Source organism: Streptomyces sp. NPDC002676, assembly GCF_053592455.1.
In genome coordinates, this window is the sequence record NZ_JBSFVT010000015.1 from 144,755 (window position 1) to 160,744 (window position 15,990).

At 69.1% G+C, this 15,990-nt stretch carries 13 protein-coding genes and 1 pseudogene; 13 read left to right on the forward strand and 1 reads right to left on the reverse strand.

Annotated elements, in window-relative coordinates:
• The first annotated feature begins 165 nt into the window (after positions 1 to 165).
• From ACWD3E_RS31995 to ACWD3E_RS32055, 13 genes and pseudogenes are all read left to right on the forward strand, one after another.
• Positions 166 to 1,200: an amino acid ABC transporter permease gene (locus tag ACWD3E_RS31995; protein ID WP_451391024.1), complete on the forward strand. Its 1,035-nt coding sequence runs from the start codon at positions 166 to 168 to the stop codon at positions 1,198 to 1,200.
• Between the two features lie 293 nt (positions 1,201 to 1,493).
• A complete protein-coding gene (locus tag ACWD3E_RS32000) occupies positions 1,494 to 2,078 on the forward strand; it encodes a winged helix-turn-helix domain-containing protein (protein WP_451391025.1) in 585 nt (194 codons plus the stop codon).
• A 13-nt stretch (positions 2,079 to 2,091) separates the two neighbouring features.
• Positions 2,092 to 3,321, forward strand: a complete 1,230-nt coding sequence (locus ACWD3E_RS32005) for an acyl-CoA dehydrogenase family protein (RefSeq protein WP_451391026.1) — start codon at positions 2,092 to 2,094, stop codon at positions 3,319 to 3,321.
• A 485-nt stretch (positions 3,322 to 3,806) separates the two neighbouring features.
• Positions 3,807 to 4,850: an ABC transporter substrate-binding protein gene (locus ACWD3E_RS32010; protein ID WP_451391027.1), complete on the forward strand. Its 1,044-nt coding sequence runs from the start codon at positions 3,807 to 3,809 to the stop codon at positions 4,848 to 4,850.
• A 4-nt stretch (positions 4,851 to 4,854) separates the two neighbouring features.
• Positions 4,855 to 5,703 (forward strand): ABC transporter ATP-binding protein, encoded by an 849-nt coding sequence (locus ACWD3E_RS32015; protein WP_451391028.1) that lies wholly within the window; start codon positions 4,855 to 4,857, stop codon positions 5,701 to 5,703.
• Positions 5,704 to 5,834: 131 nt separating this feature from the next.
• On the forward strand, positions 5,835 to 6,686 hold the full coding sequence (locus tag ACWD3E_RS32020) for an ABC transporter permease (RefSeq protein WP_451391029.1): 852 nt from the start codon (positions 5,835 to 5,837) through the stop codon (positions 6,684 to 6,686).
• Between the two features lie 113 nt (positions 6,687 to 6,799).
• Complete coding sequence (locus ACWD3E_RS32025) at positions 6,800 to 8,164, forward strand: LLM class flavin-dependent oxidoreductase (RefSeq protein ID WP_451391030.1); 1,365 nt, start codon at positions 6,800 to 6,802, stop codon at positions 8,162 to 8,164.
• Complete coding sequence (locus ACWD3E_RS32030) at positions 8,161 to 9,783, forward strand: FAD-binding protein (RefSeq protein ID WP_451391031.1); 1,623 nt, start codon at positions 8,161 to 8,163, stop codon at positions 9,781 to 9,783. The genes ACWD3E_RS32025 and ACWD3E_RS32030 overlap by 4 nt, the downstream gene beginning before the upstream one ends.
• Positions 9,780 to 10,148, forward strand: coding sequence for a 4Fe-4S dicluster domain-containing protein (locus ACWD3E_RS32035; protein WP_451391032.1), 369 nt, complete (start codon positions 9,780 to 9,782; stop codon positions 10,146 to 10,148). Before ACWD3E_RS32030 ends, ACWD3E_RS32035 begins: the two co-directional genes overlap by 4 nt.
• 56 nt (positions 10,149 to 10,204) lie before the next feature.
• Positions 10,205 to 11,104 (forward strand): TauD/TfdA dioxygenase family protein, encoded by a 900-nt coding sequence (locus tag ACWD3E_RS32040; RefSeq protein ID WP_451391033.1) that lies wholly within the window; start codon positions 10,205 to 10,207, stop codon positions 11,102 to 11,104.
• Between the two features lie 92 nt (positions 11,105 to 11,196).
• Entirely contained in the window at positions 11,197 to 11,655 is a 459-nt protein-coding gene (locus ACWD3E_RS32045) for an RrF2 family transcriptional regulator (protein WP_451391034.1), read from the forward strand.
• A 472-nt stretch (positions 11,656 to 12,127) separates the two neighbouring features.
• Complete coding sequence (locus ACWD3E_RS32050; RefSeq protein WP_451391035.1) at positions 12,128 to 13,234, forward strand: ABC transporter substrate-binding protein; 1,107 nt, start codon at positions 12,128 to 12,130, stop codon at positions 13,232 to 13,234.
• Between the two features lie 30 nt (positions 13,235 to 13,264).
• Positions 13,265 to 13,836, forward strand: a pseudogene (locus ACWD3E_RS32055) (ABC transporter ATP-binding protein); the annotation flags it as partial.
• A gap of 406 nt (positions 13,837 to 14,242) precedes the next feature.
• Here ACWD3E_RS32055 and ACWD3E_RS32060 read toward each other — a convergent pair.
• Positions 14,243 to 15,967 carry an acyl-CoA dehydrogenase family protein gene (locus ACWD3E_RS32060; protein ID WP_451391036.1) on the reverse strand — a complete coding sequence of 575 codons (1,725 nt, stop codon included), beginning with the start codon at positions 15,965 to 15,967 and terminating at the stop codon, positions 14,243 to 14,245.
• Positions 15,968 to 15,990 lie beyond the last annotated feature (23 nt).

Below are 15,990 nucleotides of genomic sequence, written 5' to 3' on the forward strand. Positions count from 1 at the left end.
GCGCTGCGGCGGCCGTACCGGCCGCGTTGAGGGACGCGGCGAACGTGACGACGCCGAAAACCCAGCCACTGCCCCGTACCCGCGCTGTGTCTGCGCGGCATCCACGAACGCGCGCCGCCGGGTGGTCACCGACGCCCGCGCCTCCCTCCCCTGGAGAACCTCCTGATGGTCTCGCCATCCGAAATCACCGTTTCTTCCCGCGTCTCCGCAGCCGTCCCGCACCCAAGCCATCTCAAAAACTCCAGCAGCCAAGGCCCCGGCGACGAGCTGCCGCACATCGTGCCTCGCCGGCACGTCGGCCGCCGGCTGACGGCTACGGCGGCGCTGCTGGTCTTCGCGATGGTGGTCAATTCCGTCGTACGCAACCGCGCCTTCCAGTGGGACGTGGTCGGCCAGTACTTCACCACCGCCGCCGTACTCGACGGGCTGCTGCTCACCTTGTGGCTGACCGGCGTGGTGATGGTGCTCGGCTTCCTGCTCGGCATACCGCTGGCCGTGATGCGGCTGTCCGCCAACCCGGTGCTCCGCACCCTGAGTTGGGGATACGTGTGGATCTTCCGGTCCACCCCGCTGCTGGTGCAGCTGCTGTTCTGGTTCAACATCGGGGCCCTCTACCCGACGCTCGGCCTCGGCATCCCCTTCGGGCCTCAGCTCGTCACCGTCAAGACGGTCAACCTGCTCGGCCCCACCCTCACCGCCGTCATCGGCCTGACCCTGCACGAAGCCGCCTACGCCGCCGAGGTGGTGCGCGGCGGCATCCTCTCCGTCGACTCCGGCCAGACGGAGGCCGCCCAGGCACTCGGCATCGGCAGGCGGCGCACCCTGCGCCGGATCGTCATCCCGCAGGCGATGCGCTCCATCGTCCCGACCGCGGGGAACATGCTGATCGGCACCCTGAAGGGCACCAGCATCGTCAGCGTGCTGGCCGTGCACGACCTGCTGTACTCGGTGCAGCTGGTCTACAACCAGACCTACCAGGTCATCCCGCTGCTGATGGTGGCCACCCTCTGGTACATCGCCGTCACGACCGTGCTCAGCGCGGGGCAGTTCTACGTCGAGCGCTCCTACGCGCGTGGCTCCGCCCGCGCACTGCCGCCCACACCCCTGCAGAGGCTCCGAGTCCAGCTGGCCGCACTCCGTGCCCGGCTGGCGACGGCGACCGCGCCCGAGGTCCACCCGGCGGTCGGCGGTGACCGGTGAGCCCACCCGCGATGTTGCGTTCCCTACATTTCCCATCGATTTACTAGGGATGCATTGACGCCCCACCCAGTGGGTGCGCAGGATGATGTACATGTCCCACACGCAGCAGCGACTCGTTCGTCGTCGGCATGTCGACTTTGGTCACGTCGTCAGCGCCGCCTGCTGTCGCGTGTGAGGCACGCGGTCACACGTCGCGCGTGCCGTTCCGCTCCTTCTCCCTCATCCCTGGTCATCGGGCGCGCGCCCACCCGCAGCGCCTGATGGCCCGACGTACCCCTTGAAGGACGACCGCCATGACCACGGCACTTCAGGCCCAGGCAACTCCACCGGATTCGCCACTTCCCGACCTGCGCCATCTCCGCCTCGTGGGCGACACCACGCAGAGCGGCCCCGAGGAACACGGTTCCACACCCGTCGTCGGCTACCTCGTGCTCATCCCCGAGGGCACCGACCCCGCCCAGCTCTTCGCCGAGAACGTGCCACGGCCGGAGATCCGACCGGTCGCCTACACGGACTCACCTCCCGTGCAGCAGACGGGAGGCGGTGTCATCCGTATCAATGCCGCGCGACACGTCGCCGAGGTGGATGGACGCGAACTCGACCTCACCTACCTGGAGTTCGGACTGCTGGCACATCTCGTGCACCATCCCCACCAGGTGCATTCGCGTGAGCATCTGATGGCCGGCATCTGGGGCTACGACCACATCGGCGACGGCCGCACCGTGGACGTCCACATCGCGCGCCTGCGCCGCAAGCTCGGCACAACTCACCGGCATCGGATCGTCACCGTACGACGCGTGGGCTACAAGTACGTGCCCGACCAGCAAGAGAGTCCCAGCCAAGAGAGCCCCGACACCGCATCTTGCCGCCGACCTTGAGGAGAGCACGACCATGGGCGTTGCCACTGCGCCGTCCGGCCCCGCCTCGGATTCCGACCGGACCGGGCCCGGGCGTGCGCACTGGCTGCGCGTGGCCCGCGAGACGGCGGACGACCTGGCCACGGACGCGGCGGCCAGGGAGCAGGCAGGCAAGGCCCCGTTCGATGAGGTGTCCCGGCTGCGCGAGTCGGGGCTGCTGACGCTCCTCGTACCGGCAGAGCTCGGGGGAGGCGGCGCGGACTGGCCCACGGCCTACGCGGTCGTCCGGGAGATCGCCGCCGCCGACGGTGCGATCGGTCAACTGCTCGGCTGTCACTACTTCCTGTCGTGCAGCGCCCGGTTCTTCACCGAGCCCTCTCTCGCCGCTCAGGTCGAGCGGCAGTCCGCGGCCGAGCAGTGGTGCTGGGGCGGTGGTTTCGCCCGCCAGGAACCACCTCTGACGCTGGCCAGGAGAGCCGCCGGCTTCGTGCTCGACGGTCGGCAGAGCTACACAACCGGGGTCCTGGTCGCCGACCGCCTCGCCGTGCGGGCCGTACGGGCCGACACCGGCGAACCACTCGCCGTCGTCGTCGATCCCGCCCATCACGGGGTGGGGATCGACGGCGACGCCGACACTTTCGGCCAGCGGCTCGCGGCCGGCGGGAGCGTGGAGTTCGACGGTGTACCGGTCGCCGCCGACGACGTACTCGGCTCCCTGTCCGCGGACGAGGATGTCCTGTCGCCCCTGGCTGCTCTGGCATCGCCGGTCGGGCGTCTCGTCTCCGTCCAACTCCGCCTCGGCATGGCCGAGGGAGTGCTCGCCGAGGCCCGTGACTACAGCAGGGCGGGCCACTCACCCTGGCACCCGGACGGGCCGGTCGGCTCCCCCCAGGACCCGCAGGTGCTCACCGCCTACGGAGAACTCACCGTCCTCACCCGCGCCGCGTCCGCGCTCACCGATCAAGCACAGGCAGCCGTGCACGACGGCCTCGTACACGGCGAAGACATCACCTACGACGAGTACGCGGAGATCTCCGTCCTCGTAGCCATGGCCGAAGCCGCCGCCTCCAGGGCTGCACAGGAGTCCACCGCCCGCGCCCTCGACATCATCGGCGCCCGCTCCGCGTCCTCGCGGCTGGGCTTCGACCGCTTCTGGCGCAATGCCCGGACGCACACTTTGTACGAGCCCGTCACCCACCGGCTCCGCGATGTCGGGGACTATTTCCTCAACGGAGCCCACCCTCCGTTCGTCCTGCCTGTCTGACCTTGCGATTCCGCCGGGCTTTTCCCCGGCGGACTCGGCGTGATCGGCAATCCGCCGCACAACCCGACATCCAGACGATTGTGAACGCCGCACTTCGCTCACATGTCGGTGGGTTCAGAATACGAGACGCCCGCGCAGGCGACATTGACTTGGCCGGATTCCGCTGCAACTCTCTTGACTGTGAGCAAGTCCGAGAACCTCGCCGCGCGCCTGCACGTCGATCTGCGACGTCAGGCCAGCGCCATCTGTGCCGTCGGCCGCTGAACGCACTGACGGGCGCCGCTCTCCCGCTCCGTTTTCACCATCGGCCACCACGACCGTTGTCGGCGTAGGCGGCTGATTCCTCGCAGGCATTCCTGGCGAATCTCTTTCCCCTTTCGCTGTCCGCATTGCTTGCGCCCAATTGCCGAGCAACCCTCTCGGTCACGGCTTCCTCATGCCATCGATTCCGCCTCAGTCCCCATTCGCGTGAACAGGACCTTTCCATGGCCACTACGGCATCGACCCGACGCCAGTTCCTCTCCCTGCTCGGTCTTTCTGCGGTGGCCGTGAGCTGCGGCACGACCGCCGGAGCCGCTTCCGGCAAGGGCCAGACCAAGACGCTCCGGTATCAGGGCTGGGCGGGTCAGGTGACCTTGCCCGAGCTGGCCGAGGATCTCGGCTATCTGGAGGACGTGAAGCTGAAGTGGGTCGGCAACACCATCAGCGGTCCGCAGGACATCCAGTCCGCGGCCACGGGTCAGGTCGACTTCGGCGGCGCGTTCAACGGCGCGGTCGTCAAACTCGCCGCGAACCACGCCCCCGTCAAGGCCGTCATCAGCTACTACGGATCCGACAAGTACGCCTACAACGGCTTCTACGTCCTCAAGGACAGCCCGATCCGCTCGGCCCGGGACCTGCTCGGCAAGAAGGTCGGGATGAATACCCTCGGAGCCCATGCCGAGGCCATGCTCGACATCTATCTGCAGCGAGGGGGTCTGTCCCAGGCGGAGATCGGCAAGGTCGAACCCCTCGTGGTGCCTCCGGTCAACACCGAGCAGTCGCTGCGGCAGAAGCAGATCGACGTGGCCGTGCTCGGCGGCATTCTGCGCGACAAGGCACTGGCAGCCGGGGGCATCCGCCCGCTCTTCACCGACTATGAACTGCTCGGCGCATTCAGCGCAGGCACCTACGTGATGACGGACCGGTTCCTGAGGCAGAACCCCGACACGGCCCGCATCTTCGTCACCGGCGTGGGGCGTGCCATCGAGTGGTCCCGTTCCACTGCGCATGAAGAGGTCATCGCCCGGATGACGGACATCGTGAAGAAGCGCGGCCGCAACGAGGACACCGCACCCCTGAAGTACTGGCGCTCCTACGGCGTCACCGAGAAGGCCGGCCTGATCACCGGCAAGGAACTCCAGCTGTGGGTCGACTGGCTGACCGACCGCGGTGACATCAAGAAGGGCCAGGTCACGTTGTCGGACCTCTACACCAATGAGTTCAACGGCAACCAGAAGTCCTCCTCCGCCACCAAGAGCGGGAGCTGATCCCATGCCGGAATCCACCACGCAATCCACGACGTCCAAGATCGTTTTCGAAGGCGTGCGGAAGGACTTCACCGTCAGGGACCGCAGGGGGGATCGGCAGGCCACCCGTTTCACCGCCCTCGACGGCATCGATCTGGAGATAGCGGCCGGCGAGTTCGTCGTCCTGGTCGGTCCCAGCGGTTGCGGAAAGTCGACTCTGCTGGAGCTGCTCGGCGGCCTCGCCCAGCCCACCGGCGGACGGATCCTGCTGGACGGTCAGCCCGTCAGCGGCCCGGGCCTGGACCGGGGCATCGTGTTCCAGCAGTACGCGCTGCTGCCGTGGCGCACGGCGCAGGGCAATGTCGAGTTCGGCCTGGAGGCCACAGGCGTCCCACGGCGTCAACGGGCCGGACGTGCCCGCGAGTTCCTGGATCTGGTCGGCTTGACCGGGTTCGAGGACCGCCACCCCCATGAGCTGTCCGGCGGGATGCGGCAACGGGTGGCGATCGCCCGCAGCCTCGCCTACGACCCCGACGTACTCCTGATGGACGAGCCGTTCGCCGCGCTGGACGCCCAGACCCGGGAGTCGCTGCAGGACGAACTGCTGCGCATCTGGCAGCGCACCGGCAAGACCGTCGTCTTCATCACACACGGCATCGAGGAGGCCGTCTACCTGGGACAGCGCGTCGCCGTCATGACGTCCCGCCCGGGCCGCATCAAGCAGATCGTGCCCGTCGCCTTCGACTCCCGTACGGCGACCGACGACCTCCGCTCCAGTCCCGAGTTCGCGCGACACCGACACGAGATCTGGTCGCTGCTGCACGACGAGGTGGCCAGGGCCCAGCAGTTGGAGAAGGAGGAGGCTTCCGTATGAGCCCCACAACCGACACAGCCGCCGAGAAGACCACAGCGCCGGGCTCGGCGAGCACCGCCGAGCCCGTCCCGACCGTTTCCCCCACTACGTCCACAGTGTCAGCTGCATCCACAGTGTCTGCTACATCCGCTGTGTCCGCGCCCCATGACGCATCGCCGTCGAGCCTGCGCCAGGTCCGCTCCACGGCGACCCGGTTCCGCCGGGCGGTCCGCCGGCTGCCCTACCTGCTGGTCAAGGGGGCGACCAGGTCCGTTGCGATCGTGGCTCTGCTCCTGCTGTGGGAGACCGCACCGCGACTGGGTCTGGTCGACCGCATCTTCCTGCCTCCGTTCAGCGAGGTCGCCCACGCCTGGTGGGGACTGGCCGCCGACGGTCAGCTCGCCGACAACACCCGCGCCAGCCTCGTGCGCTCGTTCAGCGGATTCGGTCTCGCCGTGGCCGTCGCCGTGCCGCTCGGCCTGCTGATCGGCTGGTACCGGCCGGTCGCCGACCTCCTCGGTCCGCTGCTGGAGGTGTTCCGCAACACCGCCGCCCTGGCCCTGCTGCCGGTGTTCGTCCTGCTGCTGGGCATCGGCGAGACCTCGAAGATCTCCATCGTGGTGTACGCGTGCACCTGGCCGATCCTGCTCAACACCATCAGCGCGGTCCGCAACGTCGACCCGACCTTGCTGAAGCTGGCGAAGTCGATGGATCTGTCCGCGCCCCGGCTGTTCCAGAAGGTCATCCTGCCGGCCTCGGTGCCCGTGATGTTCACCGGCATCCGGCTGGCCGGAGCGGCGTCCATCCTGGTGCTGGTCGCCGCCGAGATGATCGGCGCCAAGGCGGGCCTCGGTTATCTGATCAACGCCTCCCAGTTCAACTTCGCGATCCCGCAGATGTACGCGGGCATCATCACGATCTCCGCCATCGGCGTGATCTTCAATCAGTTCCTGGTGACCGTGGAGCGGCGGCTCAGCTCCTGGCGCGTACCGGCCGACGCCTGACCCGGCCGCCCGCTCGTCTCACTGTCACCCGGTCCCGTCGCGCTGCCCCGCTCGCCTCCCGCCCGTGGGTCTCACTGCCCCTGCGTCTCACCGCCCCCGATCCGAGGTACCCCATGACCGCGACCAGCACCCGACACCTGCATCTCAACGCCTTCCTGTTGAACGCCGGCCACCACGACGCCGCCTGGCGCCACCCGCGTACCGAGCCCGAACGGGTCACCGATCTCCGCTATTTCCAGCAGCTCGCGCAGACCGCCGAGCGGGGCCTGCTCGACTCCGTCTTCCTCGCCGACGGCCTCGCCCTGTGGGGGAAGGTCCGGCACAACGCGCTCGGCGGCTTCGAACCGCTCACCCTGTTGTCGGCCCTGGCGGCGGTCACCGAGCACGTCGGCCTGATCGCCACCGTCTCCACCACCTTCAACGAGCCCTTCCACACAGCCCGCAAGTTCGCCTCCCTGGACCACATCAGCGGTGGCCGGGCGGGCTGGAACATCGTCACCTCCGGCACCGTGAACGAGGCCCGCAACTTCGGGCAGGACGAGCACCTGGAGCACCGGCTGCGCTACGAGCGGGCACGGGAGTTCGTCGAAGTCGCCACCAAGCTGTGGGACAGCTGGGAGGACGACGCGATCCTGCTCGACCGTGAGCGCGGCGTGTACGCCGACACCGACAAGGTGCGGGAGATCAACCACCGCGGCGAGCACTTCGCCGTGCAGGGCCCCCTGAACGTACCGCGCAGCCCGCAGGGCTACCCGCTGCTGGTGCAGGCCGGTTCGTCGGAGGACGGCAAGGAGTTCGCCGCCCGGTACGCCGAGGCCGTCTTCACCGCCCAGCAGACCCTCACCGACGGCCAAGCCTTCTACAAGGACCTCAAGTCGCGGCTCGCCCGCTACGGCCGCACCGAGGACCAGTTGCTGGTGCTTCCCGGCATCGCCCCCGTCATCGGCTCGACGGAAGCGGAAGCCCGCGCGCTGGAACAGGAGCTGACGGATCTCCAGGTGCCCGAGTACGGGCTGGCCCAGCTGTCCGGGATGCTCGGCACCGACCTGACCGGGCTGCCGCTGGACGGGCCGCTGCCCGAGCTGCCCGAGGAACGGGACATCAACGGCAACAAGAGCCGTTTCACGCTCGTCGCCGAACTAGCCCGCCGCGACGGCCTCACCCTGCGCGAGCTCATCGCCCGGCTCGGCGCCGGCCGCGGTCACCGGGTGTTCGCCGGCACCCCCGAGCAGATAGCCGACCAGCTCCAGGAGTGGTTCACCCAGGGTGCCGCCGACGGCTTCAACATCATGCCGCCCCATCTGCCGGGCGGCCTGGAGGACTTCGTCGACCATGTCGTGCCGATCCTGCAGCGGCGCGGCCTGTTCCGCACCGAGTACACCGGCCGCACCCTGCGCGCGCACTACGGCCTGGCCCGCCCCGCCAACCGACTGACCGCGACCACCGTGACGGCCGCGGCAGAAGGGCGGCCCGCATGACCGGACTCGACCTCACCACGGACGTCCTGGTGGTCGGCGGCGGTCCCGCGGCCACCTGGGCCGCGCTCAAGGCGGCCCAGGACGGAGCGGACGTCGTCGTCGCCGACAAGGGCTACTGCGGCACCAGCGGCGCCACCGCCTCCGCCGGAACCGGCGTCTGGTACGTCCCCCCGGAGCCCGCCGCGCGGGAGGCTGCCATGGCGAGCCGCGAGGCACTGGGCGGATTCCTGGCCGACCGGCGCTGGATGACCCGGGTCCTGGACCGGACGTATGCGGGCATGAATGAGCTGGCAGCGGCCGGACGCTACCCCTTCCCCACCGGGCCGGACGGAAAGCAGCTCAGGAACGGACTGCAGGGACCGGAGTACATGCGCAGGATGCGCATCCGCGTCCAGCGCGCCGGAGCCCGCATCCTCGACCACAGCCCGGTCACCGAACTGCTCACCGACCCCTCCGGAGCGGTCGCCGGAGCCAGGGGCCACCGGCGCCAGGCCGGTCAGCCCTACCGGGTGCGCGCCGGGGCGGTCGTCCTGGCCACCGGCGGCTGCGCCTTCCTCAGCGGCGCACTCGGCTGCAACGTCAACACCGGGGACGGCGCCCTGTTCGCCGCCGAGGCGGGCGCGGAGCTGTCCGGGATGGAGTTCTCCAACGCGTACGGCATCGCGCCCGAGGGCACCTCCGTCACCAAGACCGCGTTCTACTCCTTCGCGACCTTCTACCACGAGGACGGCACGGTCCTGGAGGGTGCGGCCAGCCAGGGCGGCCGGTCCGTGATCGCGAAGGCGCTACTCAGTGAGAAGGTGTACTGCCGCCTCGACCGGGCGGACGCGGCGGCCCGCAAGGCGATGCGGCTGGCCCAGCCCAACTTCTTCCTCACCTTCGACCGGCTCGGCATCGACCCCTTCACCCAGCACTTCGCCGTCACGCTCCTCGCCGAGGGCACCGTGCGCGGCACCGGCGGCATCCGCATCACCGGCGACGACTGCTCCACCACCGTCCCCGGCCTGTATGCGGCCGGGGACGCGGCGACCCGTGAGCTGATCTGCGGCGGCTTCACCGGTGGCGGCAGCCACAACGCCGCCTGGGCCATCTCCTCCGGCACCTGGGCCGGCCGGGGCGCGGCTCGCCATGCCCGCTCACTCGGCGTCCGCGCCGGTACGAGGCGCCTCGTGGCCGCGGGCGGAGCCGGGCTCCGGCCCACCGGCACCCCGGGCTCCGCCAACGGCTTCCGGGACGTCATCGCCGCGGTTCAGGGCGAGGTGCTGCCGTACGAGAAGAACTACCTGCGCCGAGGCGACCGGCTCACGTCCTCGCTGGAGGTGCTCGACAGCGTGTGGGAAGACTCGCGCGCCTCCCTGCACGCCGACGGCGGAGACACCGTACGGGCCCGGCAGGCGGCGGCGATGGCGGCGCACGCCCGCTGGATGTACGCCTCGGCGCTGGCGCGCACGGAGACCCGAGGCATGGCCAAGCGGCTCGACTTCCCCGCACAGGACCCCGGACAGCACCACCACATCGTCACGGGCGGCCTCGACCGAGTGTGGACCCGCACCGAGCCCCTGACAACCGCCCCGTCGGCATCAGCGGCACCAGCCGCACCCCTGGAGGTGGCCTCGTGATCGAACTGGTCTCGGCGGAACGCTGCATCACCTGCGACAAGTGCATCAAGGTCTGCCCGACCAACGTCTTCGACCGCGGCGAGGACGGCATCCCCGTGCTCGCCCGCCGCGACGACTGCCAGACCTGCTTCCAGTGCGAGGCCAACTGCCCGGCCGACGCACTGTACGTAGCGCCCGTGACCCGCCCGCTGCCCGACGGCTCCACCGCCCGCGACGAGGAGCACCTGGACCGTACCGGCCTGCTCGGCAGCTACCGCCGGCACATCGGCTGGGGACGAGGCCGCACACCCGGCGCACTACGGGCCGTCGGCCCTCCCCTCGGACCACCGGGGTCCGAAGGACCGTCCCTGCCCATCACCTCCTGACGACCTCCCGACCGATCACCTCCCCGCTGATCACCTCCTGAAAGGAACACCCGCACATGAGCACCAGCATCGGCTTCGACATCCGCAGGATCGGCGGCCGTATCGGCGCCGAGATCCTCGGCGTGGACCTCTCCACCGACCTCGACCCCGCCGTCGTCACCGAGATCAACTCCGCTCTCCTGGAACACAAGGCGCTGATCTTCCGAGACCAGAACCTCGACGACGCCGGCCAGCTCCGCTTCGCCTCCCTCTTCGGCGAACTCACCACCGCGCACCCCACCGTCCCCTCCATCGACGGCCAGCCCCACATCCTGCCCGTCGACGGCGACGAGGGCATCCGCGCCAATCACTGGCACACCGACGTCACCTTCGTCCGTACGCCCCCGAAGGCATCCACGCTGCGCAGCATCGTGATCCCGCCGTATGGCGGCAACACCCTCATCGCGAACTCGGCCGCCGCCTACCGCGACCTGCCCGAACCGCTGCGCGAGCTCGCCGACAAGCTCTGGGCCGTACACACCAACGACTACGACTACGCCGCCCCGAAGAACGAGAAGGCGGCCGAGCACCGCAGGCGGTTCGTCTCCCGGAAGTACCGCACCGCCCACCCCGTCGTCCGCGTCCACCCCGAGACCGGGGAGCGCGGGCTGTTCATCGGCGGCTTTGCCCAGAGCATCGTCGGCCTCGACCCGTCCGACTCCCGCGACCTGCTGCGCATCTTCCAGTCGTACGTCACCCGCCCGGAGAACATCGTGCGGGTGACCTGGACACCGGGCGACCTCGTCCTGTTCGACAACCGCATCACCCAGCACTACGCCCCCGACGACTACGGAGACCTGCCGCGCCTGCTGCACCGGGTGACCGTCGCGGGCGACGTCCCCGCCGGGATCGACGGCACCCTCAGCCACGTCATCGAGGGCGACGACGCCTCCCACTACACCCCCGCCGCGGCCTGACCCCCACGGGCTGCCGGGCAGGGACACCCGCCACCTGCCCGGCGGCCCGCCCACAAGGGACACCGGCCGAAGCCGTACGGGATAATGCGCACATGCGGATCTCAGCCAGGGCGGACTACGCGGTACGTGCCGCGCTGCAGCTCGCCGCGTCACGGGATGACGGGCCACTGAAAGCCGAGGCCATTGCCGCCGCCCAGGACATCCCGCACAAATTCCTCGAAAGCATCCTGAACGACATGCGCCGGGGCGGCCTCGTGCTCAGCCAGCGCGGCGGCAACGGAGGCTACCGACTGGCCAGGCCCGCCGAGTCCATCAGCATCGCCGACGTCGTCCGCACCGTGGACGGACCGCTGGTCTCGGTGCGCGGCGTCCGCCCCCCGGAACTGTCCTACACCGGCCCCGCCGAGTCGCTGCTCCCCCTGTGGATCGCGCTGCGGTCCAACGTGCGCGAGATCCTCGAGGGTGTGTCGCTCGCCGAGGTCGCATCGGCCCAACTGCCCGCCGAAGTTTCCGCGTTGACCAACGCCCCGGGTGCCTGGGTAAACCCCTGACGCGCTGGGCCAATCACTCGCTGATCCCAAAAAGCGAGATTGCGACGTCCATCATATGAACTACCCCTTGGGGACGACGCCACCTTCTGCCACGATCCCCAGCAACCAGGTAGGAAAACTAGGGATCTATGGGGGGTGGCCGTGGGAACGCTCGACCGCACAGCCCAGTCGCTGCCTCTTCTGACCTCGCGCCGGCACATCGACCTCGGCCATACCTCCAGCGCCATCTGTCGGCCCCTCTGACGCCACAGAGCCTCCTCACTCCCAATGAGCGCTGCTTTCCCGCCCGTCCCGCCTCGATTCGGCGTTTCGGACACCCCCGGCTGACCGCGTCCCCCACGTTCCATTTCTCAGCCCGCGACGGCTTGCCTGCCGCCGACGGCCGACGAGTGGAGTGTCGGTGCATGCCGACAAGCAGTCGCCTCGCATCTTCGTATCTCCCTGCTCACTTATCCCCTGAAAGGACACCGCCGTGTCTGCCGCAAGACCGCTCACCACCCTGCGCACCATCGCCGCCGTAGCCGCACTCCCCCTTCTCCTCACCGCCTGCGGCTACGGCTCCAACGCCACCGACGACAGCAAGCAGACCGCGGTCCCGGCAGGCGCCAAAAAGCTCTCCGCCGACGAAGTGAAGATCGGCTACTTCCCCAACCTCACGCACGCCACCGCTCTGGTCGGCGTCCAGCAGGGCCTGTTCCAGAAGGAGCTGGGCGGCACCACGATCAAGCCCTCCACCTTCAACGCCGGCCCCTCCGAGATCGAGGCGCTGAACGCCGGCGCCATCGACATCGGCTGGATCGGCCCCTCCCCCGCCATCAACGGCTACACCAAGTCGAACGGCAAGAACCTGCGCATCATCGGCGGTTCCGCCTCCGGCGGCGTGAAGCTGGTCGTCAACCCGAAGAAGATCAAGTCCCTGGGCGACGTCAAGGGCAAGAAGATCGCCACGCCGCAGCTCGGCAACACCCAGGACGTCGCGTTCCTCAACTGGCTCGCGGAGAAGGGCTGGAAGGTCGACGCTCAGAGCGGCAAGGGCGACGTCTCGGTCGTCCGTACGGACAACAAGATCACCCCGGACGCCTACAAGTCGGGTTCGATCGACGGCGCCTGGGTGCCGGAGCCGACCGCGTCCAAGCTCGTCGCCGAGGGCGGCAAGGTGCTGCTGGACGAGTCGTCGCTGTGGCCCGACAAGAAGTTCGTGATCACGAACATCATCGTGTCGCAGAAGTTCTTCAAGGAGCACCCGGACGTCGTCGAGGCCGTGCTGCGCGGCTCGGTGAAGACCAACGCGTGGATCAACGCCAACCGGGAGAAGGCGAAGGCGTCCGCCAACGCGGCGCTGGAGAAGCTGTCCGGCAAGGCGCTGCCCGCCGACGTCATCGACCCGGCCTGGAAGTCCATCACCTTCCTCGACGACCCGCTGGCCTCCACCCTCAACACCGAGGCAGAGCACGCGGTCAAGGCCGGTCTCCTGGACAAGCCCAATCTGAAGGGCATCTACGACCTCACCCTGCTCAACAAGGTCCTCAAGGCCCAGGGCAAGGGTGAGGTCAGTGACGCCGGTCTCGGCGCCCGGTAACGGCAACCGGAACCGACGAGTTCCCAGGAGGTGACGACCGTGGCTGCCACGATCACCGAGGCTGCCGAGGACGCCGCGGCGGCGACGCTCGTCACCCTCCTGGGAGCCTCGGGGTGCGGCAAGTCCTCAACCTGGTCGCGGGGCTGGACCGGCCGTCCACCGGCTCGATCGATACGGACGGCCGACCGGCCCTGATGTTCCAGGAACACGCACTGTTCCCCTGGCTGACCGCGGGCAAGAACATCGAACTCGCGCTGAAACTGCGCGGGGTCGCGGGGCCGGAGCGCCGGCAGGAGGCGGAGCGGCTGCTGGAACTCGTACGGCTGCAGGGCGCGTACGGCAAGCGGGTGCACGAACTGTCCGGCGGTATGCGGCAGCGCGTCGCGCTGGCCCGTGCGCTGGCCCAGGACAGCCGGCTGCTGCTGATGGACGAGCCGTTCGCCGCCCTGGACGCGATCACCCGTGACGTCCTGCACGACGAACTGACCCGCATCTGGGCTGAGACCGGACTCTCGGTGCTGTTCGTGACGCACAACGTGCGGGAGGCCGTGCGGCTGGCACAGCGGGTGGTGCTGCTGTCTTCACGGCCGGGGCGCATCGCTGGTGTGGGCCGAGGTCGCCCCCGACTACAAACAGGCGCACATGGCCTCCCCGACCACCGCTCCCCCACCCCCCGCCAGCCTCATCGGCACCACCATCGAGTGGTACGACAACTCATGCGGTCAGAGCCAGGACCTGCGGTTCTGCCTCTTCCCGGCACTGGTATGCAGCCGGAGCATCTGCTGACCATGCCGGTGGGGGAGGCCGAGTCGTTGCGCCAGTACGGCGAAGCGCAGCTGGACGCGAGCCTCGGCGGGGCGGCGCCTTCGTGTGCCGGACGTCAGGCCCACCGGGCCACACTCCCCTACGGGTTGTCCACATAGCCAGCGGGAATGGAGACGGAGTCGAAGCCTGAGCAACCGGTGGCCGTGCCCGCGCGGCCCGGCCACCGGTGATGCGTGGGCGGGCCTACGGAGCCATCTCGTACGCTCCGGACAACGCCTCGACCCGCTGCCAGACCCGCCGCGTACGTGCCTCGTCGACGACCGGCCGCCGGACCGAAGCCAGCGCCCAGTCCCGCTGCTGTTCGGTCGCCGAGTCCTTGCCGTGCAGTTCGACGGCGTGCGCCGAGAAGTCCCGCACGAGGACGGCGAAGAGTTCGTCGAGCACGTCCTCGTCGAGTCCGGTCAGGGCGGCCTGCTCCAGCACGAGCTGCCCGTGCACGACGAGGGCGAAGAGCTGACCGACCGCGAGGACGAGGTCGAGATCACGGCCCTGCTCCGCGTCGGGGGCGGCCGTGATGACGAACTCGCAGAGCGCGTCGGCTTGTTCGCGGAAGCGGGTCACATTGGACAGGTGCGCGTACGCGTCGAAGGCGGGTCGCCAGTCATGGAAACGCACCGAGCCGAGCCCGCGGGCCGGCCCCTGCCGGAACAGGAAGTCGTCGTCAGCCCGGTCGTGGCGGGTCGGCACGCCGGGGTACTCGACCGGGTCGAGGAGGTGGCCGCGCATGAACTTCAGAATCAGCGCCAGGTTGACGTGGACCGTACCCTCCAGCTTCGGCAGACCGCGGATCTCCACGGCCGCCTGGGCGAAGTAGTTGTCCTTCTCGAAGCCCTTGGCGGCTATGACGTCCCACATCAGATCGATGACCTTCTCCCCCTCCGTGGTCACCTTCATCTTCGTCATCGGGTTGAAGAGCAGGTAGCGTCGGTCGCCGGGACCGGCGGAGCGGAAGTAGTCGACGGCGCGGTCACTGAACGACTTCATGCCGACGAGCCTGACGTAGGCGTCGGTCAGCGCTCGCCGCACGTGGGGGAAGGCGGTGACGGGGCGGCCGTAGAGGATGCGGTTGTGGGCGTGGGTGACGGCCTCGTACATCGCGTGCTCGCAGATGCCGATCGAGGCGGTACACAAGTTGAACTTGCCGACGTTGACGGTGTTGAGGGCGGCGTCGAAGGCGGCGCGGCCGGTGTGCAGGACGTCCTCAGCCGCTACGGGATAGTCCTCCAGGCGGAACTCGCTGACGAACTTGGAGGAGTCGACGACATTCTTGACCAGGCGGTAGGCGGGATGACGGCTGTCGGCGGCGAAGAAGACGTAGCCGTCGGGACCCTCGACGTCGGTACGGCGGCCGAAGACGGACACGAGTGCGGCAGCGTTGCCGTTGCCGATGTAGTACTTGGAGCCGGTGGCGCGGAAGCCGCCGTTGCCGTCGGGCTCGAGCAGCATGTCGGTGGAGTAGATGTCGGCGCCGTGCGCCTTCTCGGACAGGCCGAACGCGAACACCTCTCCCTGGGTGAGGAGTTCCGCAGCGCGGGAGCGGGCGGCGGCGTTGTCGCTCTGCCAGACCGGGCCGAGGCCGAGGATCGTGACCTGCCAGGCGTACCAGTAGTCCAGGCCATAGAAGCCCAGGATCTCGTTGAGCGCGGCGATCCGCGCGGTGTCCCACCGCTTGTCCGGTTCCCCCTCCCCCGCAGCGGACGACGGCGTCAGGAAGGTGGCGAACAGGCCTTCCTTCGCTGCGAAGGCGAGGAAGTCGCCGAGCCACGCGCGGGTCCGGTAGTCCTCGATCAGCCGGCGCTTCCCGCGCTCCTCGAACCAGTCGACAGTGGCACGCAGCAGGCGGCGCGTCTCGGAGTCGAAGTGCGCGGGGTCATAGGTACGCGGGTTGAACAGCAGCTGGTCAGCCATGGTGAAGACGCCTTTCGGCTGGT